Source organism: Herbiconiux sp. VKM Ac-2851, from assembly GCF_013205105.1.
In the GTDB taxonomy this organism is placed as follows: Bacteria; Actinomycetota; Actinomycetes; order Actinomycetales; family Microbacteriaceae; genus Herbiconiux; species Herbiconiux flava.
The window spans coordinates 248,680-262,348 of sequence record NZ_JABMLJ010000004.1 but is presented as its reverse complement, the minus strand read 5'-3'; the positions used below and the strand labels follow the sequence as shown (position 1 = coordinate 262,348).

Genomic DNA, 13,669 nt, shown 5'->3' with positions numbered 1-13,669 from the left:
GGCCGCGTTCATCAGCTGCTCCGCCGCAGCAGGTAGGTGTGCTCCCCCGCCAGCACGACCTCCGACCGCTGGTTGTGCACCGTCACCCGCGCCGTGACCACTCCGTTCGGGCCGTCCGGCGTGAGCGCCGTGATCTCCAGCTGCGAGTAGAGCGTGTCGCCCGCGTGCACCTCGCCGAGGAACTGCGCCGACACCCCCGTGAAGGCGATGAACACCTCACCGATCACGTGCGGGAACAGCGTCGCCCCGGGCGCGGTGAACGCCAGCACCTGCAGCCCGTGCACGACGGGGGCCGAGTGCCCGTGGGCCTTCGCCCAGACCTCGTCGTAGTGCACGGGGTGATTGTCGGCCGAGACCGCCTGGAAGGCCGAGGCGTGGGCGTCGGTGAGGGTGCGGCTCGGCGCCCGGAACACCTCGCCGACCTCCAGCTGCTCGAAGGTGCGGGGCGGCACGATGGCGAAGTCGAGCGGGTCGAAGGCGGTGTCGGTCATGGCTTCTCCTCTGCTTTCGGTTGAAGTGTCGGTGTCGGAGTCGGTGTCGGTGTCGGTGGATCGGTGTCGGAAGGATGCGCGTGCCGGGGCACGGCGATCGAGACGAGGTGGTCGACCACGGGCCCCGACCGCGACAGCGCCCGGGCGGCGTCGCTGATCTCGGTGTCGTATCCGGTGGTGCGCGAGCGGTGCTGGCTGAGATGCTCCCGCCACGAGCCGACCGTGAAGGCCTCCACGATGAATCCCGGATGCTCGCGGTCGTCGTACAGCGTCCAGGTGCGCGCCCCGGTGCGCCGCCGGCTCTGCTCGACACGGCGCATCAGCTCCAGGAAGCGCACCCGGTCGGCGTCGGCGATCTCGTAGCGCACGATCACGAGCGTGCTGCCGTCGGGATCGAGCGGCGGGCGGCCGTGCGGCGCAGCCGTGCCATCGGCGCTCGCGCGGGCATCCGCTCTGTCGCCCGCCCCGGTTACCGCCCCGGTGACCGGCCCGTCGTCAGGGCCGGCCGTCAGCTCGACCGGCGGCACGTCGGTCAGCGGCATCGGCGCGAGCACCCGGCTCTTGCCGGTGGTCGGCAGCAGCGGCCGGAACAGCAGCCACACCGCGGTCAGCACCACCACCCCGCCCGCCCCGGCGACGGTCACGACGACCCCGATCGACGTTCCGAGCGCCCCGGCGACGGTCGCCCCGAGCGCGGTGCCGCCGAACAGCACGAGCTGGTACACCGACAGCCCCCGCGTGCGCACCCAGGCCGGCAGGAACGACTGCACGGTGCCGTTCAGTGTGGCGATCACGCCGATCCAGGCGAGGCCCACCAGCACGAGCACCGGCAGGGTGATCAGCAGCGTGTTCGACAGCGCGACCCCGGCGATGCCGAGGCCGTAGAGGGCGCTCGTCGCGGCGATCAGCCGGCTGGTGCCCCACGCGTCCCGCAGCTTCGGGATGAGGAACGCCCCGCCGATCGACCCGACGCCGAGGGCGGCGAGCAGGAGGCCGTAGCCGTTCGAGTCGAGGTTCAGCCGAGCATCCGCTAGCACCGGAAGGAGGGCCCAGAGCGCGTTGGCCGGCACGATGAACAGCAGCAGCTGCAGGTAGAGGCGGCGCACCACGCCGGCGTGCGCGACGTAGCGGAGGCCCGCCCGGGTGGCCGAGAGGAACGGCTCGCGATCGGCCTTCGGCGGCCGGTAGCCGCGCCACAGCACGAGCACCAGCAGCAGTCCGGCGAAGCTCGTGGCGTTCAGCGCGAACACGAACGGGATGCCGAGCGACGCGATCGTCAGTCCCGCCAGCGCCGGCCCGATCGCCCGCGCCACGTTCACGCCGATCGATGACAGCGAGGCGGCGTTCGCGATGAGCTTGGTCGGCACGATCTCGGGCACGATCGCCTGGTAGGCCGGCAGCTGCACGGCCGAGGCGGTGCCGAGTGCGAAGGTGAGCGCGAGCAGCAGCACGGGGGTCATCGCGCCGGCGGCGGTGAGCAGCGCCAGCGCGAGGGCGGTCAGGGCCTGGATGCTCTGCACCCCGATCAGCAGCAGCCGACGGTTCGCGAACTCACCCAGCACCCCGGCGGGGATGCCGAACAGCAGCACCGGGGCCGCCGACGCCGTCGACACCAGCGCGATGACCGCGGGCGAGGCGTGCTGCTCGACCAGGAACCACTGGGCGCCCACTGTCTGCATCCAGCCGCCGATGTTGCTGATCAGGCCGGCGATCCACAGCCAGCGGAAGATGCGCACGCCGAGCGGCGCGAGCGCCCCCACCCGCGCTGCGCCGCCCGCCGCCTGCGCTGCCACGTCGCCCGTCGCCACCACGCCGCCCGCCGCCCCCGCAGCGCCGCCCGCCCGCGCCGCCATCAGCCCGCGCTCCCCTCCGGCCCGGTCAGCTCACCGCCGCGAAGGCCGTCTCGATGACCTCGACGACCTCGTCGGGCTTCGCGATCATCGCGAGGTGCGGTGCGGCGAGCTCGGTCACCGCGCGCATCCCGGCGCGCTCGTAGCCGAAGCGCTCCACGTCGGGGTTGATGGTGTGGTCGTCGGCCGAGACGATGCCCCACGCGGGCGTCGTCTTCCACGCCGCGACCGGAGCCGCGTCACCGAAGGCCGCGGCGGCGAGCGGCCGCTGCGAGACGGCGAGCACCTGCGCGGTCTCGAGCGGGATGCCCCCGGCGAACACGGCCGGGAAGGCGTCGATCTTCACCGAGACGTCGGTGCCCGGATCGGCCGCACCGCTCGGGAACGGCGTGTACACGAGGTTCGCGGCGAGGTCGGAGTCGGGGAAGCGCCCCTGCAGCTCGCCGAGGCTCTCGCCCTCGTCGAGCGCGTAGCCCGCCACGTAGACGAGACCGACGACGTTCTCGGCCGCGCCGGCGACGGTGATCACGGCTCCGCCGTAGGAGTGGCCGACGAGCAGCACCGGCCCGTCGATCTGCTCGACGAAGGCGCGGATGTACTCCGAGTCGCCGATCAGGCTGCGGTTCGGCACGGCGGGCACGAGCACCGCGCGGCCCTTGTCGAGCAGCCGCCGGGTCACGGGGGCCCAGCTGGCGGCGTCGGCGAAGGCGCCGTGGATGAGGACGATGGTGGGTTCGCTGGTCATGGTTCTGCCTTCTCTCGGAGCACGCGGGCGCGCCGCCGCAGGGGCGACGGGTCCCGTGGTGCTGGTCCGGTGGGATCCGGCCGGCGCGTCGACGCCCGGCCGTCGCACCGACCCTACGATCGCTCCGGCCCCCGGCGCCTGTCCCTGCCATTACCACTCAGCGCCCCACCCCACCCTGCCCGGGTCGCTACCGCTTGGGACGGCCGTGACACCGTCGGCGCGGGCATCCTTCGCGCCCTGCCCCTTAGCCCCGCGACACCCGCACCCCGTTCCGACTCAGGCGCCGAGGGCGGTCAGCAAGGCCTGCAGCGCCTTCTGTTCGGCGGCCGGGTCCGGGGTTCTCGATCGGACCGAGGATAGGACGGGGTCGATCTGCTGATCGATGTAGGTCCAGGTGCTGCAGTCTGCCGCGTTGAGGGTGTCCTGGTTGTCGTCCCAGGCGGTCTCGAGGTCGGTGGCGCGCTTGCTTGCGTCGGCCTGGTCGCCGCTTTTCACCAGAGTCAGGATGTCGGTCGTGATGGTGCGGAAGTCGTCCATTGCGGTTGCAGGGAAGTGCGTGGCGGCCGCGGTCGCGGCCTGATCCTGGGTGAGTGTCGAGGTGTCGCTGCAGCTGGGGCCGGGGCCCTCGTCTGCCAGTGCGCTCGCGTGGGGCTGGCTGTTCGTGTAGGTCAGCAGCGCGACGGTGGCGATCGCGACGGCGGCCAGGATGCCGAGCGTCGCCCGTCGGCGTTGGGGTGATGTCGCGGGTTCGGGTGCGTTTCGGTCGCGTTCGACGACGTCGGTTTTGCTGACGGTGAGGTGGATCACGGTGGCGAGGATGGCGGCGAGGAAGATCAGGCTGGTGGTGAAGGTGCCGAGGCCGATGCCGCCTTCCGCGGGGGTGAGGCCGAGCCAGTCGCCGATGTTGGCGCCGAGGGGGCGGGTGAGGATGTAGGCGATCCAGAACGTCAGCACGGGGTTGGCGCCGTACCGCCAGAGGGCGGTGACGATGCCGATGAGCACCAGGGGCAGCAGGATGGACAGGCCCGGACCCCAGCCGGTGAGCTCAAGGGTCCAGTCGCCGAGGGCGGTGCCGAGGGCGAAGGTGACGAGCACGGCGAGCCAGTAGAACGCTTCGCGCGGGCGGGTGACGATGCTGTGGATCGAGAGTGTGCGTTCGCGAGCGAACCAGATGCCGAACACCACCGCGAGGGCGACGGCGAACACGGCCGAGCTGACCGCGAGAGGCACGCCGGCCTGGTCGGTGAGGATGTCGGTGTAGAGGGTTCCGGTGATGCTCAGCACCACGACGGTGAGCCAGTACGCCGCGGGCCGGTAGCGGGTGAGACGCAGTTGCACGGCGAGGACGACGACGGTGACGACGCTGAAGATGATCGCGGTGGCCACCAGTCCCACGCCGAGGGCCATGTTGATGTAGTCGGCGAAGCTCTCCCCGACGGTGGTGCAGAGGATCTTGATGATCCAGAACCAAATGGTGATCTCGGGGACTTTGCTCAGCAGCTGCCGAGTCATGGGAGTGGTGGCGTGTGCGCTCATGCTCTGACGTTCCCAACCGGGGTTTCAGGCATCCTGCGAACGGAGCCCTCAACCTCTGAGACTTCTCACACGATCGGGCTCACCACCGCAGAACGGGACCTCTGGCGGCTGAGCACCACGACGCACACGGCGATCGCGGCGGCGAGGACGAGACTGACTAGGCCGGTGCCGATTCCGATGCCGCCGCGGTCTGGGCCGACGCCGAGCCAGTCGGCGAAGGACGCGCCGAGCGGTCGGGTGAGGATGTATGCCACCCAGAACGCGACGATCGAATTGACGCGGAAGAAGGCGTAGGCGACGGCGGGGATGCCGATCGCCACGAGGAACAGTAGCCCCGATCCGAGGTAGCCGAGGCCGAGCACGTGGGCGGTCCAGTCTCCGGTCGCGGTGCCGAGTGCGAAGGTGGTCAGCACGGCCGCCCAGTAGAACGCTTCCCGGCGGGGTGTGTCGATCGCGTGGATCGAGAGGGTGCGCTCGGTGCGGTACCAGAGGAGGAACACCACGGCGAGGGCGATCGCGAAACCGGCGGTCGAAACCTCGTAAGGCACCCCGAACTGCACGTGCACGACATCCGCGGCCATCGTGCCGAACACGCTCACCAGCACCACGGCGAGCCAGTAGACCCACGGCACGTACCGCCGGGTACGGAACTGCAGCACCAGCGCCCCGACGAGCAGCACGAACGCGACGGCGACCCCGATGACGGGTTCGATGCTCGTCACGACGAAATCGGAGGTCGTCTCCCCCATCCCGGTGGTGAGCACCTTCGTCACCCAGAACAGCACGGTGATCTCCGGTACCTTGCTGCGGCTCAGGTCGACACGCTTCACACGCTCACCCACGGTCGGCCTCGGCGACGACATCGCGTTCTCGTTCGCGCTTGTCGGCGCGACGCTCTCGCACGACGGCGATGGCGATCGGGATGACCGACAGCACGACGATCCCGACGGCGATCAGCTCGACGTTGTCGGCGACGACGGGGATCTTCCCGAGGAAGAAGCCGGCCACGGCCAGCAGCAGCGCCCAGGCCAGTCCGCCGATGCCGTTCCAGAGCAGGAAGCGGCGGTAAGGCATGCTCGACATGCCCACCACCGGCGGCACGAAGGTGCGGACGACTGGCACGAACCGGGCGAGCACCAGCGAGTGCGCCCCGTACTTTGCGAAGAACGCATCCGCTTTCTCGAGGTAGCGGGCTTTCAGAATGCGCGCATCCGGCTTGAACAGGCGCCGGCCGAAGCGGCGGCCGATCGCGTACCCGACCGTGTCACCCACGATCGCGGCCACGGCCACGCCCGCGACGAGCACGGGGAGCGGGAGCCCGAGCGACCCGGTGAGCAGCGCTGCGGTGAAGATCAGCGAGTCACCCGGGAGGAAGGGGAACAGCAGGCCCGTCTCGATGAAGATAATCCCCATGATCACGGGCAGCACCCACGGCCCTGAGCCCTCCAGGAGTGCGGTCGGGTCGAGGAGGCCTCCGGATTGGATCAGCACGCGCGCCCTTTCGATGTCGATGGCTGGTGCTCGCAGACTAAGCACCGCAGGTGCGAGAAGAGGCCGGATGCAGGGGCCGCGTTCCTGAAAGAACTCTCAGACGGGTGAACCCGGCATCAGCGGGGAGAATGGCCACCATGAGCGTTCTCCCCGATCGACCCGTGCCCGTGCTGGTCGTCGAGGACGACGCCCAGCTGGGCCCCCTTCTGGTGCGGGGCTTGGCCGATGAGGGCTACGACGCGACCTGGCTCCAAGACGGCACCGCAGCTCTGATCGAGTCGCAGGGGGTCAACTTCTCGGTGGCCGTGCTCGATGTGATGCTGCCCGGTATGTCGGGGTTCGAGCTCTGTCGCCGACTGCGGATCGACCACCCGGCCCTGATCATCCTGATGCTCACCGCGCGCGACGACGTCGACGACCGGGTCAGAGGCCTGGACTCCGGAGCAGACGACTACCTGGTCAAACCGTTCGCCTTCACCGAGCTCGCGGCGCGACTGCGCGCGTTGCGGCGACGAGAGAGCCTCACCACCAGCCCTCGGCTCGAGGTCGCCGGGCTGCTGATCGACAGCCACGACCACACCGTCACCGCACACGGTATCCCGGTGGCGCTCAGCCCCAAGGAGTTCGCGCTGCTGCGGCTGCTGGCCCGGAACCTAGCCACGACCCTCCCGCGGGACCAGATCCTGCTCGAGATCTGGGGCACTGTGCAGCACACCGACCCGAACATCGTCGACCAGTACGTCAGCTATCTCCGCCGCAAGCTCGACCCCATCGACACCGGGGTGACCCTCCGCACCGTCCGCGGAATCGGGTTCCGCCTGGAACGACCATGATGCGAGCCCTCGGCCGGCTGTCGATCCGAGCGCGCATCACGATCGGCACCCTCCTGATCGCGGCCCTCTTCTTCACCGGTGTCGCCATCGTCGTCCGCCAGCAGGTCGACACCATCCTCCAGAACGCCACCTACGACGTGCTCACCAGCGATGCCACCCCCTTCGAGACCGCCATCCAGCAAGAACCCGACGACCCCGTCGACAACCCCGGCGAAGGACAACTCATCGCCGTCATCGACCCCACCGGCGCCACCCGCACCTCGACGCTGCCCGCCCCGCTCATCGCCCAGCTCGACTCGATCGACCGCGACCGGACAGGCCCCCAGCATCTCGCCATCGACTCCACCGCCTACCTGGTCGCCGTCGAGAAGGTCGCCTCCCCCACGGGCAACTGGACCATCATCTCCGCCCGCAACGAGAACGCGTCTCACCGGGTGCTCACCGACCTCACTGCGGGCCTCGTCATCGGCCTGGGCGCACTGACTTTCCTCTTCGGGATCGTCTCCTGGGCACTCACCGGCGCAGCCCTCCGCCCTGTCACCCACCTCCGCCGCAGCGCCGACACCATCGTGGCCACCGACTCCGACACACTGCTCCCGGTCGGCCCGGCCGACGACGAGATCGCGGAGCTGGCCGCAACACTCAATGCGCTGATCACGAAGCTGCGCGCATCCGCCGCCCGTGAACGTCAGATGGTCTCCGACGCCAGCCACGAACTGCGGACACCGTTGGCCGTCCTTCAGGCCCAACTCGAACTCCTCCGAACCGGCGACCGTACCCGGCTCGACACCGACCTGCTCGCAGCCGAGCACGCCACCGTGCGTCTCAACCAGCTCGTCGACAGCCTCCTCGAACTCTCCCGCCTCGACAGCGGACGAACCCCGACGTCGGCCGCGGTGGGTGAGCTCGTCGAGGAGGCCGGAGAAGCCCTCGACCGTGCGCGGCTGGCAGCGGCAGGCGATCAGGTCGTGATCGACCTCGACCTGCCCGCGACGGCCTTGCCTCGCGGCCGGGTCGCGATGGCACCGCTTCTCTACGGCCGGGTGCTCGACAACCTGTTGACCAACTCGCTCAACGCCCTGGACGGCGAGGGACGGATCGCCGTCACATTGTCCGTCGAGGCCCACCACCTCGTCACGACCGTCATCGACACCGGACCCGGGTTGTCACCGGAGTTCCTGCCCCAAGCCTTCGATCGCTTCTCCCAGGAAGACCACTCGCGAACGACCAGGCAGGGCAGCGGACTGGGTCTCGCGATCGTGGCCGCCGCCGCCGCCGCTGCCGGCGGCACGGCCCGACTCGTCAACGCCGCCCCACGAGGGCTGGTGATCACTGTCGCACTGCCCGTCGTGGACCCCGATGCGACACCGACTCGCGGTCGTCTCCCACCGCGCTGAGACGGACACCTCCGGTGGTGCCGCCCGCGACCACGAGCGCCAGGACGATCAGCACGATCGGCACCCATCCGGGGCGAGGACGGGCAGCGACCGCCGTGTCAGCCTCGTCGGAGCCTGCGAGGTCAGACGACGCCTGATGTTCCGAGGAGCGCGCCGATGCCGTAGGTCGCAGCCAGCGCGCGGGCTCCGCCGATGACGACGCGCAGTGTGGCTCGCAGCCGCGAGCTGCCCCCGATCGTCGCCGATAGGGTTCCGGTGATCGCCAGGGCCACCAGGACGGCGACGAAGGTCACCGGGATGCGCCAGTCCGCCGGGGGCAGCAGGATGGCGAGCATCGGCAGGATGGCGCCGGTCGTGAACGCGGCCGCCGATGCTGCGGCCGCATGCCAGGGGCTCACGACGTCGTCCTGGTCGATGTTGAGTTCGATTGCGAGGTGCGCCGCCAGGGCGTCGTGCTCGGTGAGTTCGACGGCCACCTGCCGGGCCGTCGTCTCGCTCAGCCCCTTCTCCCGGTACAGGGCGGTGAGCTCGTCGAGCTCCTCGGCGGGCATGTCGCGCAGCTCGGCGCGCTCCTTCGCGATGAGGGCCTTCTCGCTGTCGCTCTGGCTGCTGACCGAGACCTACTCCCCCAGCGCCATCGAGATCGCGCCCCCGACGAGGCCGGCCACGCCCATGCGCTCACTCAAACACCGATTCCCGAGCACTTCAACGTTGGCGAGGCTAAGCGATCCAGCGGTGGGGAAGGTCGGCGCGGGTCAGCCGGGAAGGTCGGCGCCGGTCAGCCGAGGAGGCGGAGGTCGGGGATGCGGACGGGCTCGCCCGTGGCGAGCGAGAGGTTGCCCGCGATGCCGACCGAGACCGCCTTGACGCCGTCGGCGAAGCCGGCGACGCGGCCGAGCGGCTCGTCGACCGCGACCCGGTGGAAGAGGTGGTCGAGCAGGTAGGCGTCGCCGCCGCCGTGCCCGCCGATGCCCTCGGGGATGTCGACGACCCGCGCGCCCTCCCAATGCCGCTGCACGACGAGGCGCTCCGAGTCGGGGCGCACGTCGTCCTCGGGCGAGTAGCCCGGGTTCGCGCTCGGGTCGACGACGACGCGGCCGTCCTCCCCGATCAGCACCGCGCCGCGTTCGACGACCTCGAGCTCGGCCCGGCCCTCGGTGCCGCTGACCGAGACGCGATAGCCCTCCCAGGGCGAGTGCGCGTTCAGCGAGTAGCTCAGGGTGGTGCCGGAGTCGTAGTCGACGAGGGCGGCGAGGTTGTCCTCGATGGTGATGCCCGGGTCGAAGACGTCGCGGTCGCGCAGGTAGCCGTCGTGGTGCTCGTTGTCGAGGTAGAGCTCCTTCATGCGGGCGTCGGCCGTGAGGTCGAGGGCGAACGGGTCGCCGGTCACCCCCGTGCCGCGGGCCGGACGCTCGCCGAGCCCCCGCTCGGCGGCGTTGGAGGCACCGTAGAAGCGCAGGCCGCCGCTCGCGAACACGCGCACGGGGGTCGCCGCGATCCACCAGTTCACCAGGTCGAAGTGGTGCGAGGCCTTGTGCACGAACAGCCCGCCCGAGTTCTTCTTGTCGCGGTGCCAGCGGCGGAAGTAGTCGGCCCCGTGCACCGTGTCGAGCGCCCACTCGAAGTGCACCGCGGTGACCTGCCCGATGGTGCCGTCGGCGATCACCGAGCGCAGCGCGCTGTTGCGCGGCGAGTAGCGGTAGTTGAAGGTCGTGATGACCTCGCGGCCCGTCGTCTCGATGGCGGCCGCGATGCGGCGCACGCTCTCGACGTCGATCGTGAGCGGCTTCTCCACGACCACGTCGGCGCCCGCCTGGAGCGCCCGCACCACGTAGTCGGCGTGGGTGAAGTCGGGCGTGGTGATGATCACGCGGTCGATGCGCTCGTCCACGATCATCCGCTCGAGCTGGTCGGGCGTGTAGCGCTTCGGTGCCCGGATGCCCGCCGCCGTCACCTGGCGCTCGTAGACGTCGAGGCGGCCGGGGTTCACATCGCTCCACGCGACGAGCTCGGCGACGTCGGCGTGCGGGCCGGTGAGGCCCCGCACGTAGAGGTCGGCCCGGCCGCCGGTGCCGATGAGTGCGTATCGTTCGGTCTGGGCCATGGCGCTCTTCCTGGTTCTGGCGCCTGCGCGCCGTCGCGTTCGAGAAAGCGCTTGCCGAGCATCCGTCGCCCGACCGCGGTCAGAGCTTCAGTATTGCGAGAAAGCGCTATCCCAATTTGTACCAGGGGCACGCTGAGACGGCAAACGTCCCCCTCGGCGACACCAGGGGGCGATAGCATCGGGAACGCTCGGGCAACGACCCGCCCGGGCCATCCGGCACCGGAGGAACGCATGACCGGGAACACCCCCGACGGCCCCACGGCACCCCCGCTCGACGCGGGCGCGCGCCGCAGCTCGCCCGCGACGCTCGAAGACGTCGCGCGGGCGGCCGGAGTCTCGCTGGCCACCGCGTCCCGCTCGCTGAACGGCAGCAGCCGCACGGTGAACGCCGCCTACCGCAGCAAGGTGCTCGACGCGGCGGCGCGGCTGAACTACTCCCCCAACCTCTCGGCGCAGGCCGTGGCCCGCGGCAGCACGATGACCGTGGCGCTCGTGGTCGCCGACATCACCGACCCCTACTTCTCCTCGATCGCGGCCGGGGTGGTGGCCGAGGCCGACCAGGGGCGCCTGATCGTCACCATGGCCGCGACCGAGCGCGACTCCGAGCGCGAGCTCGAGATCGTGCGCACCCTGCGCGGGCAGCGTCCGAAGGTGATCATCCTGGCCGGGTCGCGGCGCGAGGGCGACCCGTCTCAGGCCGCACTGAAGAGCGAGCTCGAGGACTACGAGCGCGCCGGCGGGCGGGTCGTGCTGATCAGCCGCAACGAGCTCGGCTTCCGCACGGTGCAGATCGACAACGCCTCGGGAGCGTCCGCTCTCGCCGCGTCGCTGGTGGAGCTCGGCTACCGCCGCTTCTCGGTGCTGACCGGCAATCGCGAGCTGAAGACGGCCGCCGACCGGCTCGACGGGTTCACGGCCGGGCTGGAGCGGGCGGGCATCCGGGTCGAAGCCGACCGCGTGGTGCAGAGCGCGTTCACGCGCGACGGCGGCTACGAGGGCATGCAGACGCTGATCGCGGCCGGAGTGCAGCCCGACGAGGCGGTGTTCGCGGTGAACGACGTGATGGCGGTCGGCGCGCTGTCGGCGCTGCGGGATGCGGGACTCACGCCGGGCGCCGACGTCGCGGTCGCGGGGTTCGACGACATCCCCACGGTGCAGGACGTCTGGCCCACCTTGACTACGGTGCGCGTGCCGCTCGTCGAGGTGGGGCGCGCGGCGCTCCGGCTGGCGCTGGAGGACGCGGACGCGGCCGCCGTGTCGTCCGCCTCCCCCGTCGCCACCTCGGTCGTGGTGCGCGACAGCACGCCGCACCGCGCCTGACGCGCCGGCTACGCGACCGCGCATCCGCCCATCGACGCCGCAGCGCCCCTGACGCGCCCCTACGCCGACTGCACGCGGTGCAGCTCCGCGTAGCGGCCCCCGGCCGCGAGCAGCTCGTCGTGCGAGCCGACCTCCACGATCCGCCCCCGCTCGAGCACCACGATGCGGTCGGCCGAGCGGATCGTCGACAGCCGGTGCGCCACCACCAGCGTCGTGCGCCCCCGCATCAGCCGCGCCAGCGCCTCCTTCACGGCCGCCTCCGACTCGGGGTCGAGCGCGCTCGTCGCCTCGTCGAGCAGCAGCACCCGCGGGTCGCGTACGAGCGCCCGCGCGATGGCGATGCGCTGCCGCTGCCCGCCCGAGAGCCGGGCGCCGCGCTCGCCGACGACCGTGTCCCACCCCTCGGGCTGCGACGCCACGATCTCCAGCGCGTTCGCGTCACGGAGCGCCGCCCGCACCGTCTCGTCGGACACCGGCCCCAGCCCGTACGCCACGTTCTCCCGGATCGACCCCTCGAACAGCACCGACTCCTGCGGCACCACCGATACGAACCGCCGGAACGACCTGAGGTCGAGCGTCTCCATGTCGACCCCGTCGAGCAGCACCCGCCCCGACGCCGGCCGGAGGAACCCCAGCACCAGGTTCAGCATCGTCGACTTGCCCGACCCGCTCGACCCGACGAAGGCGATGGTCTCCCCCGGATGCACGTGCAGCCGGATCCCGCTCAGCGAATCCGTCTCGGCGCCGGGGTGCCGGAACGACACGTCGTCGAGCTCCAGGTCGCCCGCGACCCGACCGACGGCGACCTTCCCCTCGTTGTGCTCGAGATCCGGATCCTGCAGCACCTCCGCCATCGACCGGATCGACTCCGTGCCCCGCGCCACGATCGGCAGCAGCATCAGCAGGTTCGTCATGCTGCTCGTCAGCAGCGCGAAGTACGAGCTCAGCAGCACGACCTGCCCCGCCGTGATCGGCAGCCAGCCGCTGATCGACACCCACGCCGCGAGCACCAGGCAACCCACCCCGAGCAGCTGCAGGCTCACCCACGACAGCGACGCGAACCGCCCGTTCAGCAGGTCGAGGCTGAACCCCGCGGTGCGCACCCCTTCGGCCCCGTCGGCGACCCGCCGCACCGCGGTGCCCTCGACGCCGTGCGCCCGGGTGATCGGCATCAGCGTCGCCATCTCGCCGACCCGCGACGAGAAGGTCTCCATCTCCCGCCGGAACGTCTCGTTGCGCCGCGCCGACCGCTTGCCGAGCACGTACCGCAGCATCACCGCGATCGGGATGGTCAGCGCGTACACCGGCAGAAATGCCGGCACGTTGATCGCCGTCATCGTCACGGCGCCCGCGAGCACCATCGTCGACGAGAGCAGCGGATGCGCGGTCTGCTGCAGCATCAGTTCGACGTTCTCGACGTCCCGCACCACCTTGGTCTGCACCACCGACGAGCTGGCCCGCGAGTGGAACCCGATCGACAGGTTCTGCAGCCGCGAGGCGAGCCCGTTGCGGAGATCGGCGCCGATCTGGCGCACCGCGGTCATGAACAGCTTCGTGTACATGACGTGGTTCGGGTAGTTCTGCAGCAGCGCCACGAGGGCGACGGCCGTCCAAATCGCTAGCGAGCTCATCGGCCCGCCGTCGACCACGATGTCGATCACGGCGCCCGTGATGACGGGCAGGAGCCAGAGCGGGATGTCCTTCAGCACGAAGAACAGCACGGCGACGGTCACGCGGCGGCGGTGCATCCCGAGCAGGCGCAGCACCGTGCGGCCCGGGTGGGTGCCGTCGACGATCCCGTCGATGCCCTGCTCGGTAAGCGCTTTCTTGGCCATGGCCTCATCCTCCCATCCGGCGGCCCATCGCCGCACCCCCGGTAAACGCACGGATTCCCGCCGCCGA

11 protein-coding genes and 1 pseudogene are annotated in these 13,669 nt (G+C 70.8%); 3 read left to right on the top strand and 9 right to left on the bottom strand.

Translation table 11 applies throughout. The annotated features are described in order from the left end of the window. Positions 1 to 11 precede the first annotated feature (11 nt). The 6 genes from HQQ85_RS19450 to HQQ85_RS19425 form a co-directional block, all read right to left on the bottom strand. Positions 12 to 491, bottom strand: coding sequence for a MaoC family dehydratase (locus tag HQQ85_RS19450; RefSeq protein WP_173184258.1), 480 nt, complete (start codon positions 489 to 491; stop codon positions 12 to 14). Continuing rightward, entirely contained in the window at positions 488 to 2,344 is a 1,857-nt protein-coding gene (locus tag HQQ85_RS19445; protein ID WP_173184256.1) for an MFS transporter, read from the bottom strand. The genes HQQ85_RS19450 and HQQ85_RS19445 overlap by 4 nt, the downstream gene beginning before the upstream one ends. 25 nt (positions 2,345 to 2,369) lie before the next feature. Next, positions 2,370 to 3,086, bottom strand: a complete 717-nt coding sequence (locus tag HQQ85_RS19440; protein ID WP_173184254.1) for an alpha/beta hydrolase — start codon at positions 3,084 to 3,086, stop codon at positions 2,370 to 2,372. A gap of 276 nt (positions 3,087 to 3,362) precedes the next feature. Next, on the bottom strand, positions 3,363 to 4,622 hold the full coding sequence (locus HQQ85_RS19435; RefSeq protein ID WP_173184252.1) for a hypothetical protein: 1,260 nt from the start codon (positions 4,620 to 4,622) through the stop codon (positions 3,363 to 3,365). A 65-nt stretch (positions 4,623 to 4,687) separates the two neighbouring features. After that, positions 4,688 to 5,452 carry a hypothetical protein gene (locus tag HQQ85_RS19430; protein WP_371741970.1) on the bottom strand — a complete coding sequence of 255 codons (765 nt, stop codon included), beginning with the start codon at positions 5,450 to 5,452 and terminating at the stop codon, positions 4,688 to 4,690. 4 nt (positions 5,453 to 5,456) lie between these two features. Further along, positions 5,457 to 6,113, bottom strand: a complete 657-nt coding sequence (locus tag HQQ85_RS19425; RefSeq protein WP_371741969.1) for a VTT domain-containing protein — start codon at positions 6,111 to 6,113, stop codon at positions 5,457 to 5,459. A 137-nt stretch (positions 6,114 to 6,250) separates the two neighbouring features. Here HQQ85_RS19425 and HQQ85_RS19420 point away from each other — a divergent pair, with 137 nt between their 5' ends. Together HQQ85_RS19420 and HQQ85_RS19415 are read left to right on the top strand one after the other, a co-directional pair. Continuing rightward, the gene (locus HQQ85_RS19420; RefSeq protein WP_216851898.1) at positions 6,251 to 6,946 is read left to right on the top strand and encodes a response regulator transcription factor; all 696 of its coding nucleotides are present in this window, start codon (positions 6,251 to 6,253) and stop codon (positions 6,944 to 6,946) included. Further along, positions 6,943 to 8,343, top strand: coding sequence for a cell wall metabolism sensor histidine kinase WalK (locus HQQ85_RS19415; protein WP_173184248.1), 1,401 nt, complete (start codon positions 6,943 to 6,945; stop codon positions 8,341 to 8,343). The genes HQQ85_RS19420 and HQQ85_RS19415 overlap by 4 nt, the downstream gene beginning before the upstream one ends. A gap of 122 nt (positions 8,344 to 8,465) precedes the next feature. Here HQQ85_RS19415 and HQQ85_RS19410 read toward each other — a convergent pair. Then, positions 8,466 to 9,014: pseudogene (locus HQQ85_RS19410) on the bottom strand (VIT1/CCC1 transporter family protein); the annotation flags it as partial. A 107-nt stretch (positions 9,015 to 9,121) separates the two neighbouring features. After that, complete coding sequence (locus HQQ85_RS19405) at positions 9,122 to 10,447, bottom strand: Gfo/Idh/MocA family protein (protein ID WP_173184246.1); 1,326 nt, start codon at positions 10,445 to 10,447, stop codon at positions 9,122 to 9,124. Positions 10,448 to 10,678: 231 nt separating this feature from the next. Here HQQ85_RS19405 and HQQ85_RS19400 point away from each other — a divergent pair, with 231 nt between their 5' ends. After that, positions 10,679 to 11,767 (top strand): LacI family DNA-binding transcriptional regulator, encoded by a 1,089-nt coding sequence (locus HQQ85_RS19400; protein ID WP_173184244.1) that lies wholly within the window; start codon positions 10,679 to 10,681, stop codon positions 11,765 to 11,767. A 59-nt stretch (positions 11,768 to 11,826) separates the two neighbouring features. Here the strand turns inward: HQQ85_RS19400 and HQQ85_RS19395 are convergent, their stop codons facing one another. Next, on the bottom strand, positions 11,827 to 13,602 hold the full coding sequence (locus tag HQQ85_RS19395) for an ABC transporter ATP-binding protein (RefSeq protein ID WP_173184242.1): 1,776 nt from the start codon (positions 13,600 to 13,602) through the stop codon (positions 11,827 to 11,829). Positions 13,603 to 13,669: the final 67 nt, after the last annotated feature.